We start from the raw sequence: 24,960 nt of genomic DNA on the forward strand, positions 1-24,960 counted from the left end.
CGTCTTCATCAGACGTTTCGTTCAGGGCAGCATGAAGCCGACCGGATCCCAGGCCTCACCACTTCATTGGTGGTGCGGAATCCGGGGGGGGGTGAGAGCCCATGAACCGAAACGCGCGTCCCCCGCGGAATGCCCGTGCACTTCGCGATAGTGCGGCGAATCGGCACACTCGGAGCCGAACAGTAGCCGGCTACGCAATGGTCGCTTCGCTGTCCACCCGCGCACGTGATGCGTAATGTGGTGCGCCCGCTGGTGCGCCTTACGAACCAGGGCGGGGCCTGCTGAGCCACGTCCGCTCTTCATACGAGGAGTTCGATGAGTGATCGGCTGAAGGAAGTTCCCTACCTGCCGAGAAAACTGCCGTTCCTGGGGCACCTGCCGGGACTGGCCCGCGACCCCTTCGGTTTCTTCGACAGAGCAGCTCGGCACGGCCCTCTGGTCCGCATCGGGCTCGGCCCCAAGACCGCCTGTGTAGTAAATGACCCCGCCCTGCTGCGGCACATGCTGATCTCCGGCCGCGGCGACTTCGACAAAGGGGGCGGGGTCGTCGAGGCGTTTATCAAGCTATGGGGCGGAAACGGCGGCCTCGCGGCGTGCCCGAACGAGGCGCACCGGGTCGCAAGGCCGCTGATGCAGCCCGCTTTCCACCCCAGCCGAATACCGGATTACAACCGGCAGATGGTGCACAACGCGACGGAAATTGTCGGGCGGTGGCGACCGGGTCAGGTAGTCGACATCGACCGGGAAATGACGTGCCTGACCACGAAGACGCTGACGAACTCACTGTTCACCGATCCCGTCTCGGTCCGGTGTGTCGATCAGTTCCAGCACGACCTGCCGGTCATCAGCAGCGGTCTCCTTGCCAGGACGATCCTGCCGGCCTATGGCCGACTGCCGCTGCCGGCCAATCGCCGATACCGCGAGGCGCAAGCGCGGACGCGCTCGGCCATCGACTCGATGATCCGCCACCGCCGCGATGATCCAGGTGACTACGAAGACCTGTTCAGCCTGCTTCTGGTACGTGGACCGGACGGCACCGTCGCGCTGAGCGACGAAGAGGTCCAGGGCCACATCTGGAGCTTCATGATCGGAGGCATCGACACCACGGCCGCGCTGCTGGCCTGGACCCTCAGCCTTCTGGTCCGCCATCCGCACTGGTACACACGGGTGGAGAAGGAGATCGACACGGTGCTCGACGGAGCACCGCCCTCCCATGCCGACCTGGCACGACTGCCCCAGCTACAGCGTGTCCTGACCGAGACACTGCGTCTGTACCCACCGGGTTGGGTGGTCAGCCGGGTGACCCGCGCGCGGACCGCGTTGGGCGGCTACCGGATACCCGAGGGCGCGGAACTCTACTTCAGCATTCGTACGTTGCTCCGTGATCCGACGATCTACGCCGATCCTGACCGGTTCGATCCCGACCGTTGGCGGCAAGGGAACTGCACACGCGAACAGCGCGAGGCGTACCTCCCCTTCGGAGCCGGAGTCCGCAAGTGCATCGGTGACGCCTTTGCCCTGGCCGAGGCCGCCTCGACCCTGGCCGTGCTCTTGCAGCGCTGGCGGGTTCAGCCGGTGGCCGGATCACAGGCCACGCTGAAGGTCGGCGTGGTGCTACATCCCAAGGGGCTGCGCCTGCGTGTCACCCCGAGAACGCCGACCCGTCCCCTCCCCTCCGCGACGGAGGATCCCGTGCCCGCACGGGGGCAGGAGGGATCGGCCGGCACCCCGCATGAGACCGGCCAAGGCTCGTGACGCTTCCGCTGACCGAGTGCTCCAGGTGCCCTGGCGCACGCACCATCAGAACGCCTGAGGGGACGTGAAGTGTTATGAGTGAGCAGAAACCGTTGGGCAGGCTGCAGGGTCAGAGTCTTGATATGCCGGAACATGTGGCCGTCATCCTCGACGGCAATCGGCGCTGGGCGCAGCGTCACGGGCTGCCCGCTGTCGAGGGGTACCGGCGGGGCGCGGTGCAAGTGAGTAACTTGTGGGACTGGTGCGAGGAGTTGGGCATCGGTTATGTGACCGTGTGGGTGTTGTCGTTGGACAATCTGCGCCGGTCCGATGAGGCGGTGCGGGCGCTTCTCGAGGTCATCACAACTGGGCTTCGGGAACTTGCCGATCAGCGGCGTTGGCGGATCCGACCCATCGGCGTACTGGAGGCCCTACCCGATCGCACCCAGGATCTGCTGTCTGGAATAGAGGCCGATACCGCTGACATTCAAGGCATGGTGGCGAATGTGGCAATCGCCTACGACGGACGCCAGGAGATCGCGCAGGCGGCCCGCGCCCTGATGAATGAGCACTCGTCCGGTGCCGTGTCGCCGGGGAGGGCCGTGCCCGGTCCGATCGTGGACGAATCGGAGCTGGCCCGGCACCTGTATACGGCCGGGCAGCCGGACCCCGATCTGGTCATACGCACATCGGGGGAGCAACGGCTGTCCGGCTTCATGCCCTGGCAGACGGCGTATGCGGAATACCACTTCGCACCCGTATGCTGGCCCGACTTCAGCCGAGGAGACTTCGACGACGCTCTGTCCGTCTATGCCAAACGCCAGCGCCGCAGCGGTCTGTGACCGGCAAGGAGATTGAAATGCCCGTTCCGCCCAGCCCCGATGTCTTCGGACGCCCTTTCGTCGTACCGGAACTAGTTACCGGGATCGAGCCGCAGTTCCACCCCGAAACCGCCGACATGGAGCGGAAGATCGACGCGTGGACTCGCCCTTATCTGGAACGAATGGAATTCGATGAGCAGACGATCGCCGCATTTCTCGCGCGACGCCAGCCCTGGTGGCTGATCCTCATATATCCTCACGGCGTTCCCGACCGTTTGGTCGCCATGGCCAGGCTCATCCAGTTCATGTGTGCCTTCGACGACCTGACCGACCGGTTGGACGCCGAGGAGGTGTCGGAGCGCACCGCCAGCCTCGCAAAGCGGTTGGTCTCCCTCTCGTCCAGCTCGTCAATCCCGGACCTGGACCCCCTTACCGGGATGCTGGCCGATGCGTGGACGTCCGTCACCTCGGACATGACCACAGGGCAGAAGGCCCGGCTCACAGCCGCCCTGAAGGAGTTCGTCGAAGCCGAACTGCGGGGCATCGAAATGGCAGACGCGGGCGACATCTTTCGGTTCGAAGACTACCGACGCTTCAGGCGGTTCAATGTCGGCACGCCGGTCTATGTGAGAGTGGCGGATTTCGTTCTCGGGTTGTCGTTCCCGGAGGAGTTCTTCACGGACCCTGACGTCGTTGAAGCGCTGGCGCTCGTCTCGGAGCACACCGCGTTCGTCAATGACCTGGTCTCCTTCGGCAAGGAGATTGCCTGCGGCCACTGGCAGACCAACGCGCTGGCCGTGTGGCACGTGGCCGAAGGACTCGACCTCCAAGCGTCCGTGGACCAGCTTGCCGCACATCTGCGCAAGCTCCAACAGGAGTTGGCACTACGCTCGAACCGCATCCGCGAGGGGCGGTGGGCGGGCCTCGAAGGGCTGGAGAGTTACCTCACCGAACTCAGCCTGATGCTCCCCGGCGACGTCCTCTTCGAGTTCGCCACATCCCGCTACCGGGGAGACGGCTTCATCTGGGACGGAATCACCTCCGGCATCGCGACCTACCATCGCAGCCACTTCGACATCACAAGCCCCGCGCCGAGCGGGATGCCTTGGTAGGTGCGGGCGTAATTAGGCAATTACGTGGAGCCCTCTCGAAGACGTGTTTCTGTCGCAAGGACGTGTCTATCGCTGGCTCCACGCCTGTTTCCCCTGCCGCCGGAGTGGCCGCCTTCGCCCGTGTCGCACCAATCAACCCGTACGCGGTTGCGGAGATCACCTCAGTGAGGTTGATCCGCAGTCGGTTTCCGGCCTACGCCGCCGAGGATCCAGACCTCCTCCGGACTGATGTCGGTTTCGGTGTCGGGCCGCCAGTCGGAAACGCACACCAGGCCGGAGTCGACGAGGTGCACGCCGTCGAAGAAGCGTTCGATCTGCTCGCGCGAACGGTGGGTGGCCGGATACTTGGTGTTCTTGTAGACATCTTTGGCGCCACCGGCGTTGTCCGGTCTGGGGTCAATGCCACGTAGCCTAATTTGATCATGGGGTTGGACTGGGTCTTTGTGGATGGTCGGCGTGGTGGCGTGACCGGCAGGTCGGGTGCTGGTGTGCTTGCCGGTCATGTCCGAGACGGTGGCGGTGACGGCGGATCAGGTGTCGTTGGGGGTGCTGGTGTCCGCGGTGCCGCGGGATGCGGTGGACGCGGCGGTGGCCCGGTTTGGGGTTGGGGCCAAGCGGTCGGATGGGAAGCTTCCGCCGCATGTGGTGGCCTATCTGACGATGGCGTTGTGCCTGTTCGGTGAGGATGACTACGAAGAGGTCGCCACGAAGGTCACCGGGGCGTTGACCCGGTTCGGCTGCTGGGACGCCGCTTGGTCGGTGCCGACCGCGTCGGGGATCAGCCAGGCGCGGCAGCGGCTGGGCGCGCCGGTCATGGAGGAGATCTTCGAGTCGGTGGTGCAGCCGGTGGGCACGACTGATACGCGGGGGGTGTGGCTGCGGCGGTGGCGAGTCCTTGCTATTGACGGCTTCGATGTGGACCTGCCGGACACGCCGGGTAACGCCGCCGAGTTTGGCTACGCCGGCTCGGGGGGCAACCGGTCGGCGTATCCGAAGGCTCGGGTGGTGGCGTTGGCCGAGTGCGGCACGCACGCGTTCCTGGCCGGGGAGGTGTCCGGCTATGGCACCGGGGAGCAGACATTGGCGATGCGGCTGTACCCGCGGCTGCGCCGCGATGAGCTGCTGACCGCCGACCGGGGGTTCTACTCCTTCGACGCCTGGTCTGCTGCGGCGGGCACCGGGGCGGCGTTGCTGTGGCGGGCGCCGACCGGGCTGCGGCTGCCGGTCGTGCGGGTGCTGGCCGACGGCACGTATGTGTCCGTGGTGATCAACCCGAAGATCCGCGGCGCCCGCCGGGACCGCATCGTCGCCGCTGCCCGCGCTGGGCAGGATCTGGCCCCTGAGCTGGCGTATCTGGTACGAGTGGTCGAGTACGACGTGCCCGACCGCGACGGCAACGGCACCGGCGAGCTGATCGTGCTGCTGACCACCGTCCTCGACCCGGCCGAGGCCCACGCGGACGAGCTGGCCGAGGCCTACCACCTGCGCTGGGAAGAAGAGACCAGCAACGACCAGCTCAAGACGCACCTACGCGGCCCGGGCCGTCTGCTGCGCTCAAGGCTGCCGGAGCTGGCCTACCAGGAAATCTGGGCCTGGCTGATCGTCCACCACGCCCTCGCCGCGTTGATCACCCGCGCGGCCGAAGCCGCCGACCTCGACCCCGACCGGATCAGCTTCACCCGCGCGCTGCGAATCGCCCGCCGTACCGCCACCGGGACGGCGGGCATTCCCCCCTGGAGACTGGACTGACCACCTGCCCCACGCACTCGCCGAGCTGGGCCGCAAGCCGCTACCGCCCCGCCGGCACCGCAGCTGCCCCCGGGCGGTCAAACGAGCCCGCCACAACAGCTACCGCGTCAAGAAACACCACGAACCGGCCAGCATCCGCCACGACGGCCCAGCGACCATCCGGTTCTGGGGCCTCAAACCCCCACCACCGGCGGACCCGCCCGCCGCCACCAGCCAGAAAGGACTACCAGAAACACCCGGCCAGACCCGCCCAGCCAGCCGGCGTCAACACCACAGCCCGGACACGCTGACCCGCCCGCCGCACCACACCCGCCGGAAGCCCGTCCGGGCACAAACGACCAGCACAACAACATGATCAAATTAGGCTACGTGGCATTGGGTCTGGGGTCGGCGGTGGCGTGGTTGATGACAAGGTAGCTACCCGGGGCCATGGCGTCGCGGAGGCGGGCGACGATCCCGTACGGTCAGTTTCGTCGTCGATGAAGTGAAGGACGGCCACCAGCAGGATGGCCACTGGCTGGTCGAAGTCGATCTGCGCCAGGGTGTCGGGGTGGTCGAGGATGACATCCGGGTCGCGCAGGTCCGCCGTGATCACGCTCGTGTTCCCGGCCTCGGTGATCTTCAAGGCGCGCGAGCGGGCCAGCACCTTCGGATCGTTGTCGCCGGCCTCATGCCGGCGGCAGAGGGCAAAGGCAGAGGTGACGTGGCGGTGGTGGGAGAGATTGCTCGACAGTTTCGTGAACCACGAGGCGCTCCCGGCCGTGAGTCAGGTGGGAGCACGTGGTTCCGGTACTAAGTTCCACGTCGCGCCCGGCTCGCCGATCACCGGGAGTTGTCCGCCGCATGTTCGCCAAGGAGGAATGATGCCCGCACTTGTCATTACCCGTGGCCTGCCCGGCTCTGGTAAGACCACCTACGCCAAGCGGTGGGTGGCCGAGGATCCTGAGCGCCGCTTCCGCGTGAACCGCGACGACCTGCGGGCCATGGGCCACGGCGGTAGGGCCGGTGTGCGGTGGCAGGAGGACGCGGTGACCACCGCGCAGAAAGCGCAGGTGCTCGCGCTGCTGCGCGCCGGCCTGAGTGTGATCGCGGACGACACGAACTTGCCGGACGCGTCGGTGGAGCAGTGGCGGCAGCTTGCCGAGCAGGCCGGGGCGCACCTGGTGGCGGTCGACCTGCGGGAGGTGCCGGTGGAAACCTGCATCGCCCGAGATGCGGCCCGTGGTGCCGGCGGTGGCCGGCTGGTGGGTGGAGACGTCATTCGCCGGATAGCCGACGAGGGCCGGTGCCGGGTGCTCGACGCCGGATAGCTGGCAGGGAGCCGGGGGCCGCCCGCGCGGCGGGACACGCCCGCTGTTTCCGGGCGACGCCGCAGGGTAGGGCAGAGCAGGACCCGGCCGGCGAGCGCGAGGAGACGGCAGTGAGCGAGGACCAGTACACCCAGCAGGATCCGACCCAGCAGTACGCGCAGGGTCAGCCTGAGCAGCAGTAGTCCCCGCCGGGCACGACGCGACAGATGCGACCGAAGCCGCCGACGCCCGCGACACGGTCCGGCTGATCGAGGAGGCCGGGCGGCGGGGCATCGCCGTACGGGGCGACATCACCGACGAGAGCGGCAAGACTCCCTGGTACCCGCTGGTGGACGAGGGCTGGGACCGCGGCCGGTGCCTGTTCCAGCTGCGACGCTGGTACGGCATCGACTGGCCCCGGTCGTGCTGCGTGGGCTTCCCTATTAGATCTTCGTGTGACGACTCCAAGTGTTGCCGCGTTGATCTCCCAGTGGTGCGTGCATTGGGTGCCGAGGAACGGCGCCGTAGTAGCAAGTGATCATCCTGTCCTCCAGCGGTGGACCGGCCTTGGTGAGCGTGAGGCCGCGTGCCGGATCGACCCCGGCGATGCCTAATGAGTTCTGGGAGTGAGCCATCCGGCAAACTCCTGGTGGGTAGGTAGCCGCCGGCAGGCGAGCACTCGTGGTGCCTGGACGTGGAGTCCTGATGAAAGAGCGTGCCGCTGTCGGTCGGTGTGGAGAGTTGATCGCTGATGGGATGTCGTGCCCGCCCGGTCGCGGCGTGAGCACTGCTTCATTAGGTCGCTGATGGTTCTCCTCCTGGCTACCGAAGGTGATCGGCTCGGAAGGTGGGAGACGTGTTGCTGTTCGTGGGAGATGACTGGGCGGAGGACCACCACGACGTCGAGGTGATGGACGCGTCCGGTCGCCGGCTGGCCAAGGCCCGACTGCCGGAAGGCATGGCGGGCATGACGAGGCTGCACGCGATGATCGGTCAGGCGCTCGGTGACGACATCGATGCCGAGGACGTGTCCGGGCGGGTGAGGATCGGTATCGAAACCGATCGGGGTCCGTGGGTACAAGCGCTGGTCGCCGCCGGATACACGGTGTATCCGGTGAATCCGTTGCAGGCGGCCCGTTACCGGGAGCGCCTGGCGGTGTCCGGGGCCAAGAGCGACGCGGCGGACGCGCACATGCTGGCGGACATGGTGCGTACCGACTCGCACCAACTGCGCCCGATGGCCGGTGACAGCGCTGATGCGGAGGCGGTCAAGGTCGTCTCGCGGATGCACAAGACGCTGATCTGGGAACGTACCCGCGCCGGCCAGCGGCTGCGGCATGCGCTGCGGGAGTACTTCCCGGCCGCCCTCGCCGCGTTCGAGGACCTCGACGCCGCCGACACCCTGGAACTCCTGGCGAAGGCGCCGGACCCGGCCAGCGCCGCCCGGTTGAGCCTGGCGCAGATCAGCGCGGCCCTCAAACGGGCCCGCCGGCGTGACATTCCGGCCAAGGCGGCCGCGATCCAGACCACGCTGCGCGCCGAGCACCTCGGCCAGCCCGCCGTGGTCACCGCCGCCTACGCGGCCTCGGTCCGCGCGCTGATCGCGCTGCTGTCCACCCTCAACGAGCAGGTCAAGGTCCTGCAGGGGCAGGTGGAGGCCCATTTTGGCCGGCACCCGGACGCTGAGATCATCCTGTCCCAGCCCGGACTGGGCACGGTTCTCGGTGCCCGGGTGCTCGCTGAGTTCGGTGACGACCACGCCCGCTACGTCTCGGCGAAGGCCCGCAAGAACTACGCCGCGACCAGCCCGATCACCCGCGCGTCCGGGAAGAAGAGGACCGTCGCGGCCCGGTTCGTGCACAACGACCGGCTCATCGACGCGCTGATGACCCAGGCGTTCTCCGCGTTGAAGGCCTCCCCGGGCGCCCGCGCCTACTACGACCGGCAACGCGCCCGCGGCGCCAGCTACAACGCCGCGCTGCGCCAGCTCGCCAACCGACTCGTCGGCATCCTGCACGGAGATCCTGGTGGTTAATTACGGGTCATGCAGCGAGGCCGAGTTCGAGGCGTGAGAGGTGGCTGGTTCTTCGTCGGTCCAGTGGTGTTCCGTTCCAGAAGGCTTCGAGGCGGAGCAGGTTGAGGGCGCAGGCCATGAAGATGTGGTCGAGGCGGGTCTTGGGTAGTCCGCGGTAGCGGGCGCGGCGGGCGCCGTGGGAGATGGCTTGGTGGATGGTGCCTTCCACTCCGGCACGGCGGGCGTAGTCGGCTTGGAAGCCGAGGGTGTGTTCGGCGGCCCGGATGGTGGTCTGGGCCTCGGCCAGTTCCCGGGGTAGTAGGGACAGTTGTCGTCGTCTTCCGGTGGTGCATAGGGTCCGGGCGGGGCAGGGGCCGCAGTCGCTGGTAGCGAAGGTGGCCACGATGGCGGGCTTGCCGTACTGGGTGCACGGTGTCCAGGAGGTGGCCTTTCTGCCTTGTGGGCAGGTCACGGTGCGCGTGTCGTAGTCGATGGTGAAGTCGGCGCGGGCGTAGCCCTTGCCGGCGCGGGCCTGGGCGGAACAGTCGGCCAGCAACGGGCCGATCAGCGTGATGCCGTGCCGGGCGAGTTCGGAGACCACGAGCGCGGCGGACAGGTAGCCGGAGTCGAGGTAGTGCCGGCCGGGGGTGAGGCTCATATCGGCGAGGGCGTCGTGGATGGGTTCGGTCATCCGGTTGTCGGTCACGGTCGCGTCGGTGGTGGCTACATGCGTGATCAGGTTCGGCCGTAGCTGTGGGCAGGCGGCCTCGTGCCTGTCGCCGGTGCGCCCCGGTCGCCCTGCCGGGGTGTGCCCGCCGGGCTGTCGGCAGCCGCACGGCGCAGCGTCGTCGCAGGTCTCGGTGACGTGCAGTTTGTAGCCCAGCCAGAACTCTTCTCGTTTGACACCCCACCGGGCATCGGTGTCGTACGGGGAAGCGATGCGGATATGGCCGGGCGGGAGACCGTCGCCCTCAGGCGCTTTCTCCCGCCGGGTAATCACCTCCCGCCCGCGACTGGTGACCGTGCGGGTGTAGTGCTGCACCAGTACCTGGCGCAGCACGTCCACCGCCGGTATCTGGGCCAGCCAGGCCGGTGCGTGCTGGTCGTGGACCGCCTCCAGCAGCCGGTAGCCGTCGCGGGCGTAGACGATCGCCAGTGCGTCGCGTTTGGCCTGCGAGACCGGCGGCCGCCAACCGGTCATCGGGCTGCCATAACGATCGGCGAAATCCGGCACGCAGATCCGCCCGGCCAGCCACTGTGGATGCGCCGCGGCCAGGGCCTCCAAAGCCGCCCGGATGCTTTCCCCGACCAGTTCCAGACGGTTGAGCGCGGCCACCGCCGCGGCGACATGTGTGGAATCGGTGCGCTGCTTGCCGCCAGCGGAGAGCAGACCAGCCTCGGCCAGCCGGGTCAGCAACGCGTCCAGCACGAGGTGTTCCAGACCGGCGTCGGCCACCCTGGTGCGGAACTCGGCCAGCACCGTGTGGTCGAACCCTGGATCGTCCAACGGCAGACCGAGCAGATACTGCCAGTCCAGCCGGTTACGCGCCGCCTCGGCCGCTTGCCGGTCAGTGAGATTCTCCACCCGCTGCAACACCGTCACCAGCGCCAACCGCGACGGCGACCAACCCGGCCGGCCACGAACCCCGAACGCCGCGACGAAGTCCGCATCATGCAGCCATTCACCCAGCCGGTCACGGATCTGCACCGCCAACGGCCGGGCACGCCGACCCCGATACTTCGCCGCGATCGCCGCCGCGATCCGCCGGTCCGGCTCCGGCCACGGCGCGGGCTGCACAGACACCACAATCCCCATCCCGCAGCCGGGACGAAGGGAGAAACACCGGCAGCGAACCGACACCATCACCCACACTACGGCCCGGGGCCGTCACCCCGACCGGCGCGTCGCGAATTAACCACCAGGATCCACGGATGCCTCAAAACCGGCACCCCGTACGACGAGGCAACCGCCTGGTCGCATCACCTCAACGAGGCTGCTGCTTGACATTCAAGCTCCTGGGATGTCTTTCTGGTGGATCCCGAGCAGCGGGTGGGGACCACGAGCATGTCCAGCGACACCCCGGAGACCGGCACCGAGACCACAGCGATGCTCGCCGCGGTCGGTATCACGGTCACACCCGAGGGCAAGGAACGCGCGCGCCGCCGGCTGCGTGCGGCCCGTGAGCGCTGGACGCCCGAGCTGGACGCCGCCGTGCGTGAGCAGCTGGGCCTGCACCACCAGACCGCCGCGTGAACGAGGTCATCGTCCGGGTCGTCAACCACCCCGCCGCCCTGGTCATCACCCCCGACCCGGAAGGCTGGCGGGCCCTCGCGGTCACCTACGAGACCGTGGGCCGGCTTGACGCGGCCAGCGCGGTACTCGCCGCGATCGACCTCGGCTGCGACGTACTCACCGGGCAGCCCGGCCTGTATGCCGGCCTGGCCGGCGGCGGGCCGATCATCCCGATCTGACCTTCCCTCACCCGTGCCGCCCGTACGGTCCGGGTGTGTGGGTGTGGCTGACGCCCGTCGACCATGAGGGCTGCCGTTGGCGGCTGGAGGTCTGGCCGGGAGGGCGGGTGCGGGTGTTCCGGATGACGAACCGCTGGGTGTCGAACGCGCCCCTGGGTGACGTTCGGGACATTGAGGCGCTCGGGGCGTGGCTGGTCGAGCGCGGGATTGACCCGGACCAGCTGACGGCTGCATGAACCTGGCCTTGACCCACGATCCAATCGAACACCTGTTCGGTAGGGTCGCGTCATGTCCGAATGGGCCCACCGCTGCAGGTTGACGTGCGCTGGCGGCCCGGCCTGCCCGGTGACCGGCTTGCCGCCCGCCGGGTCGACACCGTGGCCGAACTCCGCCAGCTGGTCACCTGGGCCCGCCAGCACCCCGACGTCACCGCCGTCCGGCACCGACGGGTCCGGGAACTGGTCGGCGACCCGCCGGACGTCTGCCGGCGCGGCCACCGGTACGGCGGCGGATCCGCGACCCGGGCCGCCCTCGGCTGGCGGGAGTGCGCCTGCGGCGGCCACATCATCCACACCTGCGGCTGGCCGGGCTGCGGAGACGTCCAGCCGGACCCCCCGTCGGCCCGGACTGCGGCGCCGGCCCGCTGAGCGCGGTGGGACGCTAACCGGCCTCGCTGGCGACCATGCCCCTCGTGCCGTACCCACCGTCTGCTGCCGCCGTCAGGCCCAGCCGACTGGCAGGGTCATGTAATCCAACTGTCTCGTATTCCTGCCTGCGGTCCTTCCCGTGGTCGCTGACCGTGACGACTACTTCGAGGGCTCCGCTGCTGGTCGGACGAAGAATGTGATGTCGCTGCTGGTGGCGATGACGAGGGTGTGCCCGGAGGGAGAGAATCCTGCGGCGCGCAGCTCGGAGTAGTTCGCATGGAAGATGTGCCACCAGTGCTCGCCAGCAGGGCCTCGGCAGAGGCCGCCGTCGTCGGACAGCAGCACGCGGTGGTGGGGCCAGTCCGGTGCGACGACGTCGAGGGTCCAGCCGTCATCAGTGGTGGTATGCAGGCCGCCGCCGAACAGGCCAGCGATGCGAACCTGCGAGCCTGTGAGTTCGCCCACCAGGCGGCGCCGCAGCTCATGGCGATCAAGGGCGTCGGGGCCGACACCGCCGGGGCGTTGCTGGCCGCGGTGTCCTGCGGCGTCCGGGCCCGCACCACGATCCGCTCGCCCTCGTCGCCACGTCCGCTACGACCAGCGGAGAAAGATCCTGGTGGTTAATTACGGGTCATGCAGCGAGGCCGAGTTCGAGGCGTGAGAGGTGGCTGGTTCTTCGTCGGTCCAGTGGTGTTCCGTTCCAGAAGGCTTCGAGGCGGAGCAGGTTGAGGGCGCAGGCCATGAAGATGTGGTCGAGGCGGGTCTTGGGTAGTCCGCGGTAGCGGGCGCGGCGGGCGCCGTGGGAGATGGCTTGGTGGATGGTGCCTTCCACTCCGGCACGGCGGGCGTAGTCGGCTTGGAAGCCGAGGGTGTGTTCGGCGGCCCGGATGGTGGTCTGGGCCTCGGCCAGTTCCCGGGGTAGTAGGGACAGTTGTCGTCGTCTTCCGGTGGTGCATAGGGTCCGGGCGGGGCAGGGGCCGCAGTCGCTGGTAGCGAAGGTGGCCACGATGGCGGGCTTGCCGTACTGGGTGCACGGTGTCCAGGAGGTGGCCTTTCTGCCTTGTGGGCAGGTCACGGTGCGCGTGTCGTAGTCGATGGTGAAGTCGGCGCGGGCGTAGCCCTTGCCGGCGCGGGCCTGGGCGGAACAGTCGGCCAGCAACGGGCCGATCAGCGTGATGCCGTGCCGGGCGAGTTCGGAGACCACGAGCGCGGCGGACAGGTAGCCGGAGTCGAGGTAGTGCCGGCCGGGGGTGAGGCTCATATCGGCGAGGGCGTCGTGGATGGGTTCGGTCATCCGGTTGTCGGTCACGGTCGCGTCGGTGGTGGCTACATGCGTGATCAGGTTCGGCCGTAGCTGTGGGCAGGCGGCCTCGTGCCTGTCGCCGGTGCGCCCCGGTCGCCCTGCCGGGGTGTGCCCGCCGGGCTGTCGGCAGCCGCACGGCGCAGCGTCGTCGCAGGTCTCGGTGACGTGCAGTTTGTAGCCCAGCCAGAACTCTTCTCGTTTGACACCCCACCGGGCATCGGTGTCGTACGGGGAAGCGATGCGGATATGGCCGGGCGGGAGACCGTCGCCCTCAGGCGCTTTCTCCCGCCGGGTAATCACCTCCCGCCCGCGACTGGTGACCGTGCGGGTGTAGTGCTGCACCAGTACCTGGCGCAGCACGTCCACCGCCGGTATCTGGGCCAGCCAGGCCGGTGCGTGCTGGTCGTGGACCGCCTCCAGCAGCCGGTAGCCGTCGCGGGCGTAGACGATCGCCAGTGCGTCGCGTTTGGCCTGCGAGACCGGCGGCCGCCAACCGGTCATCGGGCTGCCATAACGATCGGCGAAATCCGGCACGCAGATCCGCCCGGCCAGCCACTGTGGATGCGCCGCGGCCAGGGCCTCCAAAGCCGCCCGGATGCTTTCCCCGACCAGTTCCAGACGGTTGAGCGCGGCCACCGCCGCGGCGACATGTGTGGAATCGGTGCGCTGCTTGCCGCCAGCGGAGAGCAGACCAGCCTCGGCCAGCCGGGTCAGCAACGCGTCCAGCACGAGGTGTTCCAGACCGGCGTCGGCCACCCTGGTGCGGAACTCGGCCAGCACCGTGTGGTCGAACCCTGGATCGTCCAACGGCAGACCGAGCAGATACTGCCAGTCCAGCCGGTTACGCGCCGCCTCGGCCGCTTGCCGGTCAGTGAGATTCTCCACCCGCTGCAACACCGTCACCAGCGCCAACCGCGACGGCGACCAACCCGGCCGGCCACGAACCCCGAACGCCGCGACGAAGTCCGCATCATGCAGCCATTCACCCAGCCGGTCACGGATCTGCACCGCCAACGGCCGGGCACGCCGACCCCGATACTTCGCCGCGATCGCCGCCGCGATCCGCCGGTCCGGCTCCGGCCACGGCGCGGGCTGCACAGACACCACAATCCCCATCCCGCAGCCGGGACGAAGGGAGAAACACCGGCAGCGAACCGACACCATCACCCACACTACGGCCCGGGGCCGTCACCCCGACCGGCGCGTCGCGAATTAACCACCAGGATCGAGAAAGACCCGAAAACACCGTCCGTGCAAGCTCATCGACATCCTTCACGCCAGTGTCAACGACCCCCACGACTCTCCGTCACCACCGAATGTGAGACAGGGCCGAAATCCTACGCAGTCCCGGGTGGTGAACCCACTGCCAGGATTCAGTCGTGGGGTAACGGGGGGGTGGTGGGATGAGCGCGTTGAGTGATGAGGAGCTGTTGGTCGAGGTGTGTGCGGCCCTGGATTTCAGGGCGAGGCGGTGGGCCTCTGTCGTTGTGTCTGGGTGAAACGGAGGCCATCGGTTCCGAGCTGGTTGCGGACATGAGTGGCGGTGCGCGGGGCTGCTTCGCGTGGGAACGAGATGGCCGACGGCCGAGGCGTTGGTGCGCTGCTGGGTGATTGGCATTGAGTGCCCCTGGTGGGGGTGGGGAGGGGGCGTTGGCGGTGGCGGAGGCTGCTGTTCCTTCCGTGGGTCTCAGTGAGTCGTCGAAGCAGGCCCTGGAGGCGTTCACCGGGATGCGGTTGCACCGGTCGAATCTGCCGGTGTTGGCGTACGACCTGAACGCGTTGGAGGTGCTGGCGGATCGGGTGCGGACCCTGTTGGTTCCGGAGCTGGCCCAGGTGATCAAGGTGGTTGGGGCGGCGGGGGAGGGTGAGGTCTTCGACCGGTTCGTGGCGCAGACCGCTCCGTTCGTGGAGTTGTTGGACGGGGTCGCCGATCTGAAGGTGAACGCGGCTCAGGCGATGCGGGGCTTCCTGAACCAGATGGAGCTGACGGATCGTCAGGCGCTGGTCATGTTCATCTTCATGATGACGGAGTTGGCGGTCGCGTTCGCGATGGCGTTTGTCCTGCCGGTGGAGGCGGCGGCGCACATCGTGAAGACCCGGACGATCATCCAGACGATCCTGCGGTCGTCGATGGTGCGGGCGGCGGCGAGCAGCACGGCGATCCAGATGTTGTTCATGCCGGGGTCGTCGTTGTTGGCGCAGATCAGCATGCTGGCTGATGGTCTGGTGCCGGGGGTCGACTGGGCGCAGGTCGGTAAGCAGGCGTTGTACGGGTTGGCGGTGGCGGGTGTCACCACGGCGGCCGGGCCGGCGTTGGCCCGGTTCGCCGGGGTCGTGGGTGGTGCTCTGGCGAAGTTCGAAGTGTCGGATACCACGCGTAACCTGCTGACCAGCCTGATGATGGTGCCGGTGTCGGAGATCGGCCTGGAGGTGGTCGGCGACATCGCCGCCAGCTACATCGTCGACGGGACCTACGACCCCAGTGGTCTCGGTATGGCCGTGATTTCCGGGGCGTTGTCGGGGTCGGGTGAGCTGGGCGCGTCCGGGGCCGGGGCCGCTGCGCGTCGCGTGGCTGTCGGTTTGGGGTTCAATCCGACCCGGCCCCGGTGGAACATGCCCGCCGGTACCGGTTTCACCGCCGACGGCAGGCCGGTCGCTCCGGTCACTCCGGCACCGTCCACGTATCAGCCGGAGGTCGACGATCCGGCGGGTGCGGGCTCTGGCGGGCCGGGCCCGGTGCCCGTCCCGCCGGTGCCGGCACCGACCCTGTCGGCACCGGACCTGTCCGCGCCGGCGTGGTCGGCCCCGGACCTGCCGGTGCCGGCGTGGTCCGTGCCGAGCTTCTCGGTGCCGCTGGTGCCGGTGCCGGAGTGGGTAGCGGCCGCTGGTGCGCTGGTGGTGGAGCAGTGGCAGCGGTTCCAGCGGGAACTGGTGGACCACTATGGTGGACTGCTGGCCGGGATGGGGCAGGCGCGGCAGTTCCTGGCCGCGCTTCCCGTGTCGGTTGAGCGGGTGTTCGCCGGGTGGGTCGACGCCCGGCGGGGTGATCGGGCTGTTGCGGCTTTCCTGTCCGCGGTCGGTCTGCCCGCTGCCGCGTTGACCGAGGGGTATCTGACGGGTGTCCGGCAGCGGGCGGTGGCCCGGGTGGTCGAGGCGTTGGCGTTCTCCGGTGGGCGGATCCCGGCCGAGGTGCGGGCGCGGCAGGTGATCGCCGGGCTGCCGGCGGAGTTCGACCGGCAGGCGCTGCGCTCGCTCGCGCACCTGGCCGTTCAACACCACATCGACCAGTACCTCGCCGCCGGCCTACCCACAGGCACCGGCACGCCGACAGGCGCTGGCGTGCCGACAGGCGCTGGCGTGCCGACAGGCGCTGGCGTGTCGGGGGGCGCTGGGGCGGTGGTGCCGTCCGCTGGCGTGCTCAGGGCGGTCGAGGGCGGCGTGTGGAGCCAGGTGGACCGTGGGGTCGATGTGATCCTCGGTGCCCCTGCCGTGCTGCCGGGTGTGGTGGCCGGTCCCGACGCCGGGCAGGTCAGTGCCGTGGGGAGGGTGGTCCGGCAGGCGGTTACCGACCTGTCCGCCCGTTTCTCGGCCGTGACGGTCCCCGGTGTCACCGGGGCGGCCGCCGGTGTGGCTACGGTCGATGTCGAGGAAGGCGGGCGTGTCGGCGGGCCGGCGGTGCCGGTGATGTCCGAGCGGCACACCGCGGCGGCGGCTGGTCTGGCGCAGGCCCAGTTCACCGCGTTGGCCCGCCGCTACGGTGTCGATCCGGCCGGTCATGCGGCGTTGGTCACCTCGTTCCAGCGGGAGTGGGTGGACGGGTACCACAAGGTGCTCGCCTCGGCCGGCGGGAGCGTGACGCCCGGGACGGCGGATGTGGTCGGGGCCCTCGGTACGGTGCCGGGTGGTGCCGGCTCCCGTGTCGGTGGCATGTCGATCGTCGACGTCGACAGCGTCGGTGATACGGCGTCGGTCAGTGACGTGTCTATTGCAAGCGGTGGAGTGTTCAGCCCCGATCTCGGCTCCCGGGACACGGATTCGACCGGTTTCAGGGACTCGGGTTCGATCAGTGATGTGTCGTTGCTGGACGAGTCGATCAGTGCCGACTCTGGCGGTCTCGGCGAGCGGGCCGTCGCGGCGACTGGGCCGGCCGTGGAACGAATCCACGATCTCGCCAGCGGCGGCTACGGCCGTGCCAGCGACGCTCAGCTGCGCCGGCTCGCTGCGGACCTCGGTATCCAGGCGGCGTCGCCGGACGGGGTCCTGCCCCAACTGTTCGAGGTGTCCAGGGATGTCGTCATGGCGGACACGTTCAGCGGCGTGTACTTCGCCGACCCGGCAGCGGCGGATCTGGACGCGGCGGCGGATCGCACGGCGGCGCAGGCGCTGCCGTCGGTGGAGGGATGGTTCACCATCGCCGGGCACCGGAACCTGGCCGAGCGGCTGGCCGACGATCCGGTGCGTCAGGCCTTGTTCCTCCGGATGATCACCGCCTCGCCCGCCTGGCAACACGCCGTCGCGCAGGCGCGACAGCGCGGCGGCGGCATACCTGACATCATGCTGGTCTGGTGCGACGCGGCATGGCGGGGACCGGGGCAGGCCACCTCCTTCGGTGGATGGTTGCGCACCCAGCTCCGTGCCCGGCGGCTGATGTCGTCCACGCACGAGGTGGACCAGATACCCGGCGAGCTGCGGCCACACGTGGACGAGCCGGTGCGGTCCGTGTTGTTCTCGGATGGTTCGGTGGAGTTGTTCGGGCCGGATCTGGTGGAGGCGGTACGGACCGCGGACATCGTCGAGAACGGTCAGGAACCCGGCGTGCGCTGGCCGGATCAGGAGGACTTCGTCGCCGCTGGCGGCCGGCACCGGTGGGCCGGCAACACCTCAGGCGGGCAGTCGCCCGATCCAGCGGAAGGCGGCGACCCGTCTGGTCCTGGCCCGGTGTCCGCCGCCCAGTGGGTGTGGGGCCCGTCGCGGGATCCAGGGGCGCAGTTGCCGGTGCCGGGCCCTGCCCTCGGACCGGACCACCCGCAGGGTGAGGACCTGTCCTGGCTGGACGACTGGGGTATGTTGCCGATGTCCGGGCTGGTACCTGCCCCGCCGGCGGGCACGGGTCTGCCAGGGCTGCCCGGGCCGTTGGACGACCCGGACGCCCCCACCGCATCGTCCTGGCCGGCAGGGCCGGCCGCGTCGTCCTGGCCGGCGGGGTGGGCGGAACCGGGGTGGCCGGTACCCGGCATGGGCGTGACCGACGGGCACGGTGCGGCGATGTCCACCGACTTCGACCAGCCGGGCATCGACGATCAGGCCAGCGACGGCGGGAACCTCGGCGACTGGGCCGGCGACGGCGGGAACCTCGGCGACTGGGCCGGCGAGGGCGGGAACCTCGGCGACTGGGCCACCTACCCGGGGCCGGACATGGACTGGCAGCCATACCTCGCGTCCTGGCCAGCGGTGGCCCGCACCGACGCCGGCACTGTTCACGCCGGCGACACCCTCCATCACCCGGCCGACGAGCCACCCACCACGCCCGCCTCGCCGCAACCCGACCAACCCCAACCCCAACCCCAACCCGCTGCGGGCAGCCGGTGGGTGCGCGACCCGGGCGAGGCCCGGGCGCTGTTCGACCAGCACGCCGGCCACATCGCCACCACAACACGGCAGCGGGAACAGCTGCGGCAGTTGTGGAACGCCCTGATCGACCGGATGGACGACAACGGGATCATCACCGCCAGCGGGTCAGACCTCGCCGAGGCGACATTCACACCGCAGCCGACGGTGCATGACCGGATCGGGGCATTGCGCGGCAGTGGTCTGCTGCGGTTGGTCCAGGAAAGTCACGGTCGCGTGGCGGCGCGGTACCGGGTGAGCGATCCGGGTCAGCCCCAGCAAGCACCGTTGCCGGCCCTTCCCGCGGGCAGCCGATGGGTGCGCGACCCGGGCGGGGCCCGGGCGCTGTTCGACCAGCACGCCGACCACATCGCCACCACAACACGGCAGCGGGAACAGCTGCGGCAGTTGTGGAACGCCCTGATCGACCGGATGGACGACAACGGGATCATCACCGCCAGCGGGTCAGCCCTCGCCGAGGCGACATTCACACTGCGGCCGACGGTGCATGCCCGGATCGGGGTATTGCGCGGCAGTGCTCTGCTGCAGCTGGTGCAGGAAGGTCGCGGTGGCGGGGCGGCGCGGTACGGGGTGAGCGATCCGGGTCAGCCCCGGCAAGCACCACTGCCGGCCCTTCCCGAAGGCAGCCAGTGGCTGCGCGACCCGGATGAGGCCCGGGCGCTGTTCGACCAGCACGCCGGCCACATCGCCACCACAACGCGGCAGCGGGAACAGCTGCGGCAGTTGTGGAACGCCCTGATCGACCGGATGGACGACGACGGGATCATCACCGCCAGCGGGTCAGCCCTCGCCGAGGCGACATTCACACTGCGGCGGACGGTGCATGACCGGATCGGGGCATTGCGCGACCGTGGTCTGCTGCAGCTGGTGCAGGAAGGTCGCGGTGGCGGGGCGGCGCGGTACGGGGTGAGCGATCCGGGTCAGCCCCAGCAAGCACCACTGCCGGCCCTTCCCGAAGGCAGCCGATGGCTGCGCGACCCGGGCGGGGCCCGGGCGCTGTTCGACCAGCACGCCGGCCACATCGCCACCACAACACGGCAGCGGGAACAGCTGCGGCAGTTGTGGAACGCCCTGATCGACCGGATGGACGACAACGGGATCATCACCGCCAGCGGGTCAGACCTCGCCGAGGCGACATCCGCACCGCAGCCGACGGTGCATGACCGGATCGGGGTATTGCGCGACCGTGGTCTGCTGCAGCTGGTCCGGGAAGGTCGCGGTGGCGGGGCGGCGCGGTACGGGGTGAGCGATCCGGGTCAGCCCCGGCAAGCACCGCTGCCGGGCCCTGCCCTCGGACCGGACCGCCCGCAGGGTGAGGACCTGTCCTGGCTGGACCCCGGGGCTACGGTGCCGATGTCCGGGCCTGCACCTGCCCCGCCGGCGGGCACGGGTCTGCCAGGGCTGCCCGGGCCGTTGGACGACCCGGACGCCCCCACCGCGTCGTCCTGGCCGGCGGGGTGGGCGGAACCGGGGTGGCCGGTACCCGGCATGGGCGTGACCGACGGGCACGGTGCGGCGATGTCCACCGACTTCGACCAGCCGGGCATCGACGATCAGGCCAGCGACGGCGGGAACCTCGGCGACTGGGCCACCTACGAGGTGGACCCAGCCGGTTCGCTTGATGTGGACCCGGCCGATCTGCTCTATCCGTTTGAGGCCGTGGGCGCGGAACCCGACCCCGGGCCGCAACCGATGGATCCGCCCCGGCCGCAGGCCCCGCCCGGCCCATCATGGTCGCCGCCCAACGGCGACCAGCCCAGCCAGTTCCCAGGGACTCAGTCGTTCCCGCCCGGACCGGGCATGCAGGATCCGGCACCTCAGTCGCCGATGTCCGGGCTGGTACCTGCCTCGCCGGCGGGCACGGGTCTGCCAGGGCTGCCCGGGCCGTTGGACGACCCGGACGCCTCCACCGCGTCGTCCTGGCCGGCGGGGTGGGCGGAACCGGGGTGGCCGGTACCCGGCATGGGCGTGACCGACGGGCACGGTGCGGCGATGTCCACCGACTTCGACCAGCCGGGCATCGACGATCAGGCCAGCGACGGCGGGATCCTCGGCGACTGGGCCACCTACGAGGTGGACCCAGCCGGTTCGCTTGATGTGGACCCGGCCGATCTGCTCTATCCGTTTGAGGCCGTGGGCACGGAACGCGACCCCGGGCCGCAACCGATGGATCCGCCCCGGCCGCAGGCCCCGCCCGGCCCGACATCATGGTCGCCGCCCAACGGCGACCAGCCCAGCCAGTTCCCAGGGACTCAGTCGTTCCCGCCCGGACCGGGCATGCAGGATCCGGCACCTCAGTCGCCGATGTCCGGGCTGGTACCTGCCTCGCCGGCGGGCACGGGTCTGCCAGGGCTGCCCGGGCCGTTGGACGACCCGGACGCCCCCACCGCGTCGTCCTGGCCGGCGGGGTGGGCGCAACCGGGGTGGCCGGTACCCGGCATGGGCGTGACCGACGGGCACGGTGCGGCGATGTCCACCGACTTCGACCAGCCGGGCATCGACGATCAGGCCAGCGACGGCGGGATCCTCGGCGACTGGGCCACCTACGAGGTGGACCCAGCCCGTTCGCTCGATGTGGACCCGGCCGATCTGCTCTATCCGTTTGAGGCCGTGGGCACGGAACCCGACCCCGCGCCGCAACCGATGGATCCGCCCCGGCCGCAGGCCCCGCCCGGCCCGACATCATGGTCGCCGCCCAACGGCGACCAGCCCAGCCAGTTCCCAGGGACTCAGTCGTTCCCGCCCGGACCGGGCATGCAGGATCCGGCACCTCAGTCGCCGATGTCCGGGCTGGTACCTGCCCCGCCGGCGGGCACGGGTCTGCCAGGGCTGCCCAGGCCGTTGGACGACCCGGACGCCCCCACCGCGTCGTCCTGGCCGGCGGTGGCCCGCACCGACGCCGGCACTGTTCACGCCGGCGACACCCTCCATCACCCGGCCGACGAGCCACCCACCACGCCCGCCTCGCCGCACCCCGACCAACCCCAACCCCAACCCCAACCCGCTGCGGGCAGCCGGCGGGTGCGCGACCCGGGCGGGGCCCGGGCGCTGTTCGACCAGCACGCCGGCCACATCGCCACCACAACACGGCAGCGGGAACAGCTGCGGCAGTTGTGGAACGCCCTGATCGACCGGATGGACGACAACGGGATCATCACCGCCAGCGGGTCAGACCTCGCCGAGGCGACATTCACACTGCGGCAGACGGTGCATGCCCGGATCAGGGTATTGCGCGACCGTGGTCTGCTGCAGCTGGTCCAGGAAGGTCGCGGTGGCGGGGCGGCGCGGTACGGGGTGAGCGATCCGGGTCAGCCCCGGCAAGCACCACTGCCGGCCCCTCCCGAAGGCAGCCAGTGGCTGCGCGACCCGGGCGGGGCCCGGGCGCTGTTCGACCAGCACGCCGACCACATCGCCACCACAACACGGCAGCGGGAACAGCTGCGGCAGTTGTGGAACGCCCTGATCGACCGGATGGACGACAACGGGATCATCACCGCCAGCGAGTCAGACCTCGCCGAGGCGACATTCACACTGCGGCCGACGGTGCATGACCGGATCGGGGTATTGCGCGGCAGTGCTCTGCTGCAGCTGGTGCAGGAAGGTCGCGGTGGCGGGGCGGCGCGGTACGGGGTGAGCGATCCGGGTCAGCCCCGGCAAGCACCACTGCCGGCCCCTCCCGAAGGCAGCCGATGGCTGCGCGACCCGGGCGGGGCCCGGGCGCTGTTCGACCAGCACGCCGACCACATCGCCACCACAACACGGCAGCGGGAACAGCTGCGGCAGTTGTGGAACGCCCTGATCGACCGGATGGACGACAACGGGATCATCACCGCCAGCGGGTCAGACCTCGCCGAGGCGACATCCGCACCGCAGCCGACGGTGCATGACCGGATCGGGGTATTGCGCGACCGTGGTCTGCTGCAGCGGGTCCGGGAAGGTCGCGGTCGCGTGGCGGCGCGGTACGGGGTGAGCGATCCGGCTCAGCCCCGGCAAGCGCCGTTGCCGGGCCCTGCCCTCGGACCGGACCGCCCGCAGGGTGAGGACCTGTCCTGGCTGGACCACGGGGGTACGCTGCCGATGTCCGGGCCGGTACCTGCCCCGCCGGCGGGCACGGGTCTGCCCGGGCTGTCAGGGCTGCCCGGGCCGCTGGACGACCCGGACGCCCCCACAGCATCGCCCTGGCCGACGGGGCCGGCCGCGTCGTCCTGGCCGACGGGGTGGGCGGAACCAGCGGGGCCGGTTCCCGGCACTGGTGTGACCGACGGGCACCGTGCTGCGATGTCCACCGACTTCGACCAGCCGAGCACCGACAATCAGGCCGGCCACGGCAGCGGAAACCCCGGCGACTGGGCCACCTACCAGGAGCCGGACATGGACTGGCAGCCATACCTCGCACCCTCCCCGGCGGTGACCCGCACCGACGCCGGCACTCTCCACACCGGCGACACCCTCCATCACCCGGCCGACGAGCCACCCACCACCCTCGCCCCACTCCACCCCGACCAACCCCAACCCACTGCGGGCAGCCGGTGGGTGCGCGACCCGGATGAGGCCGAGAGGCTGTTCGACCAGCACGCCGGCCACATCAGAACGCGGCAGCGGGATCAGCTGCGGCAGTTGTGGAACGCCCTGATCGACCGGATGGACGACAACGGGATCATCACCGCCAGCCTGTCAGACCTCGCCGAGGCGACATCCACACCGCAGCCGACGGTGCATCACCGGATCGGGATATTGCTCGGCAGTGCTCTGCTGCAGCCGGTCCAGGAAAGTCGCGGTCGCGTGGCGGCGCGGTACGGGGTGAGCGATCCGGGTCAGCCCCAGCAAGCACCGTTGCCGGACCCTGCCCTCGGACCGGACCGCCCGCAGGGTGAGGACCTGTCCCGGCTGGACCACGGGGATACGTCGCCGATGCCCGGGACGGTACCTGCCCCGCCGACGGACACGGGTCTGCCTGGGCTGCCAGCGCCGCCCGGGCCGCTGAACGCCCCGGACGCCCCCACGGCATCGCTCTGGCAGGCAGGGTGGGTTCCCGACATTGGTGTGCCCGACGGGCACGGTGCTGCGATACCCGCCAACTTCGGCCCGCCGCCCACCGACAATCAGCCCGACGACGGCAACAGGAACCTCGGCGACTGGGCCACCTACCAGGGGGAACCCGCCGATCTGCTCAATCTTGATCCGCTCCATCCGTGGTGGGTCGGCCCGCCCACGGCCATGGACACGGCACCCGACCCCGGGCCGCAACCGATGGATCCGACCTGGCCGCAGACCCCGCCCGACCCGACATCGTGGTCGCCGCCCAGCGGCGACCAGCACAACCAGTTCCCAAGGACGCGGTCGATCCCGCCCGGACTGGACGTGCAGAATCCGGCACCTCAGTCGCCGATGCCCGGGACGGTACCTGCCCCGCCGACGGACACGGGTCTGCCTGGGCTGCCAGCGCCGCCCGGGCCGCTGAACGCCCCGGACGCCCCCACGGCATCGCTCTGGCAGGCAGGGTGGGTTCCCGACATTGGTGTGCCCGACGGGCACGGTGCTGCGATACCCGCCAACTTCGGCCCGCCGCCCACCGACAATCAGCCCGACGACGGCAACAGGAACCTCGGCGACTGGGCCACCTACCAGGGGGAACCCGCCGATCTGCTCAATCTTGATCCGCTCCATCCGTGGTGGGTCGGCCCGCCCACGGCCATGGACACGGCACCCGACCCCGGGCCGCAACCGATGGATCCGACCTGGCCGCAGACCCCGCCCGACCCGACATCGTGGTCGCCGCCCAGCGGCGACCAGCACAACCAGTTCCCAAGGACGCGGTCGATCCCGCCCGGACTGGACGTGCAGAATCCGGCACCTCAGTCGCCGATGCCCGGGACGGTACCTGCCCCGCCGACGGACACGGGCCTGCCTGGGCTGCCAGCGCCGCTGGACGACCCGGACGCCCCCACCGCGTCGTCCTGGCAGGCGGGGTGGACGGAACCGGGGTGGCCGGATCCCGACATTGATGTGACCGCCCACGGTGCTGGGATGTCCACCGACCCCGGCCAGCCGCGCAATCAGGCCCGTCCGTAGCTTCCAGCGAAAAACCAACGCTAAGGTCCATTGATCTTCGTGGTGGGTGACCCGTAGCGTGCCGTCCGTTTGGTATGGATCAATGTTCGGGCGGTGGGTGGGTGGCGACTCGGGATGTG

Annotated in this window: 17 protein-coding genes; 12 read left to right on the forward strand and 5 right to left on the reverse strand. The window is 69.7% G+C overall.

Translation table 11 applies throughout. The features are described 5' to 3' along the window. Window positions 1-315: 315 nt before the first annotated feature. The 3 genes from GA0074694_RS28045 (at window position 316) to GA0074694_RS28055 (ending at window position 3,667) form a co-directional block, all read left to right on the forward strand. Complete coding sequence (locus GA0074694_RS28045; RefSeq protein ID WP_091462946.1) at window positions 316-1,755, forward strand: cytochrome P450; 1,440 nt, start codon at window positions 316-318, stop codon at window positions 1,753-1,755. 74 nt (window positions 1,756-1,829) lie between these two features. Further along, a complete protein-coding gene (gene uppS / locus GA0074694_RS28050) occupies window positions 1,830-2,576 on the forward strand; it encodes a polyprenyl diphosphate synthase (RefSeq protein ID WP_091462947.1) in 747 nt (248 codons plus the stop codon). Then, entirely contained in the window at window positions 2,573-3,667 is a 1,095-nt protein-coding gene (locus GA0074694_RS28055) for a terpene synthase family protein (protein WP_141714293.1), read from the forward strand. Before uppS ends, GA0074694_RS28055 begins: the two co-directional genes overlap by 4 nt. Window positions 3,668-3,828: 161 nt before the next feature. Here the strand turns inward: GA0074694_RS28055 and GA0074694_RS28060 are convergent, their stop codons facing one another. After that, window positions 3,829-4,170 carry an SAM-dependent methyltransferase gene (locus GA0074694_RS28060; RefSeq protein WP_091462949.1) on the reverse strand — a complete coding sequence of 114 codons (342 nt, stop codon included), beginning with the start codon at window positions 4,168-4,170 and terminating at the stop codon, window positions 3,829-3,831. On the opposite strand from GA0074694_RS28060, the gene GA0074694_RS28065 reads away from it, so the two are divergent. Continuing rightward, the gene (locus GA0074694_RS28065; protein ID WP_091464188.1) at window positions 4,169-5,416 is read left to right on the forward strand and encodes an IS4 family transposase; all 1,248 of its coding nucleotides are present in this window, start codon (window positions 4,169-4,171) and stop codon (window positions 5,414-5,416) included. The two genes, GA0074694_RS28060 and GA0074694_RS28065, sit on opposite strands and share 2 nt — an antisense overlap. Before the next feature lie 355 nt (window positions 5,417-5,771). On the opposite strand, the gene GA0074694_RS28070 is transcribed toward GA0074694_RS28065, so the two are convergent. Next, a complete protein-coding gene (locus tag GA0074694_RS28070) occupies window positions 5,772-6,149 on the reverse strand; it encodes an SAM-dependent methyltransferase (protein WP_425413671.1) in 378 nt (125 codons plus the stop codon). Window positions 6,150-6,279: 130 nt separating this feature from the next. On the opposite strand from GA0074694_RS28070, the gene GA0074694_RS32040 reads away from it, so the two are divergent. From GA0074694_RS32040 to GA0074694_RS28085, 3 genes are all read left to right on the forward strand, one after another. Further along, window positions 6,280-6,726 carry an AAA family ATPase gene (locus tag GA0074694_RS32040; RefSeq protein WP_176738146.1) on the forward strand — a complete coding sequence of 149 codons (447 nt, stop codon included), beginning with the start codon at window positions 6,280-6,282 and terminating at the stop codon, window positions 6,724-6,726. After that, window positions 6,702-6,908, forward strand: a complete 207-nt coding sequence (locus GA0074694_RS33435) for a hypothetical protein (protein WP_245714952.1) — start codon at window positions 6,702-6,704, stop codon at window positions 6,906-6,908. The genes GA0074694_RS32040 and GA0074694_RS33435 overlap by 25 nt, the downstream gene beginning before the upstream one ends. A gap of 656 nt (window positions 6,909-7,564) precedes the next feature. Then, window positions 7,565-8,740, forward strand: coding sequence for an IS110 family RNA-guided transposase (locus GA0074694_RS28085; protein ID WP_091464198.1), 1,176 nt, complete (start codon window positions 7,565-7,567; stop codon window positions 8,738-8,740). 7 nt (window positions 8,741-8,747) lie between these two features. Here the strand turns inward: GA0074694_RS28085 and GA0074694_RS28090 are convergent, their stop codons facing one another. Next, a complete protein-coding gene (locus GA0074694_RS28090; RefSeq protein WP_176737983.1) occupies window positions 8,748-10,523 on the reverse strand; it encodes a transposase in 1,776 nt (591 codons plus the stop codon). 261 nt (window positions 10,524-10,784) lie between these two features. Between GA0074694_RS28090 and GA0074694_RS28095 the strand changes: the two genes are divergently transcribed. The 4 genes from GA0074694_RS28095 to GA0074694_RS28110 are packed head-to-tail and all read left to right on the forward strand — an operon-like array spanning window position 10,785 to window position 11,838. Further along, window positions 10,785-10,973 carry a hypothetical protein gene (locus GA0074694_RS28095; protein ID WP_176737957.1) on the forward strand — a complete coding sequence of 63 codons (189 nt, stop codon included), beginning with the start codon at window positions 10,785-10,787 and terminating at the stop codon, window positions 10,971-10,973. Further along, window positions 10,970-11,191: a hypothetical protein gene (locus tag GA0074694_RS28100; RefSeq protein ID WP_245714953.1), complete on the forward strand. Its 222-nt coding sequence runs from the start codon at window positions 10,970-10,972 to the stop codon at window positions 11,189-11,191. The genes GA0074694_RS28095 and GA0074694_RS28100 overlap by 4 nt, the downstream gene beginning before the upstream one ends. Window positions 11,192-11,226: 35 nt before the next feature. Next, complete coding sequence (locus GA0074694_RS28105) at window positions 11,227-11,427, forward strand: hypothetical protein (protein WP_091462951.1); 201 nt, start codon at window positions 11,227-11,229, stop codon at window positions 11,425-11,427. Between the two features lie 60 nt (window positions 11,428-11,487). Continuing rightward, window positions 11,488-11,838, forward strand: coding sequence for a hypothetical protein (locus GA0074694_RS28110; protein ID WP_091462952.1), 351 nt, complete (start codon window positions 11,488-11,490; stop codon window positions 11,836-11,838). 159 nt (window positions 11,839-11,997) lie between these two features. Here the strand turns inward: GA0074694_RS28110 and GA0074694_RS28115 are convergent, their stop codons facing one another. Both GA0074694_RS28115 and GA0074694_RS28120 read right to left on the reverse strand, forming a co-directional pair. Further along, a complete protein-coding gene (locus GA0074694_RS28115) occupies window positions 11,998-12,303 on the reverse strand; it encodes a hypothetical protein (protein ID WP_218105831.1) in 306 nt (101 codons plus the stop codon). Window positions 12,304-12,469: 166 nt separating this feature from the next. Continuing rightward, window positions 12,470-14,245, reverse strand: a complete 1,776-nt coding sequence (locus GA0074694_RS28120) for a transposase (protein WP_176737983.1) — start codon at window positions 14,243-14,245, stop codon at window positions 12,470-12,472. Window positions 14,246-14,821: 576 nt separating this feature from the next. Between GA0074694_RS28120 and GA0074694_RS28125 the strand changes: the two genes are divergently transcribed. Further along, the gene (locus GA0074694_RS28125) at window positions 14,822-24,841 is read left to right on the forward strand and encodes a winged helix-turn-helix domain-containing protein (RefSeq protein WP_091462953.1); all 10,020 of its coding nucleotides are present in this window, start codon (window positions 14,822-14,824) and stop codon (window positions 24,839-24,841) included. Window positions 24,842-24,960: the final 119 nt, after the last annotated feature.

It is taken from the genome of Micromonospora inyonensis (assembly GCF_900091415.1).
In the GTDB taxonomy this organism is placed as follows: domain Bacteria; phylum Actinomycetota; class Actinomycetes; order Mycobacteriales; family Micromonosporaceae; genus Micromonospora; species Micromonospora inyonensis.

Coding starts and splice junctions, on each gene's coding strand:
- GA0074694_RS28060 (WP_091462949.1), bottom strand. CDS start 4,170: ATGACCGGCAAGCACACCAGCACCCGACCTGCCGGTCACGCCACCACG.
- GA0074694_RS28095 (WP_176737957.1), top strand. CDS start 10,785: ATGTCCAGCGACACCCCGGAGACCGGCACCGAGACCACAGCGATGCTC.
- GA0074694_RS28065 (WP_091464188.1), top strand. CDS start 4,169: ATGTCCGAGACGGTGGCGGTGACGGCGGATCAGGTGTCGTTGGGGGTG.
- GA0074694_RS28110 (WP_091462952.1), top strand. CDS start 11,488: ATGGGCCCACCGCTGCAGGTTGACGTGCGCTGGCGGCCCGGCCTGCCC.
- GA0074694_RS32040 (WP_176738146.1), top strand. CDS start 6,280: ATGCCCGCACTTGTCATTACCCGTGGCCTGCCCGGCTCTGGTAAGACC.
- uppS (WP_091462947.1), top strand. CDS start 1,830: ATGAGTGAGCAGAAACCGTTGGGCAGGCTGCAGGGTCAGAGTCTTGAT.
- GA0074694_RS28045 (WP_091462946.1), top strand. CDS start 316: ATGAGTGATCGGCTGAAGGAAGTTCCCTACCTGCCGAGAAAACTGCCG.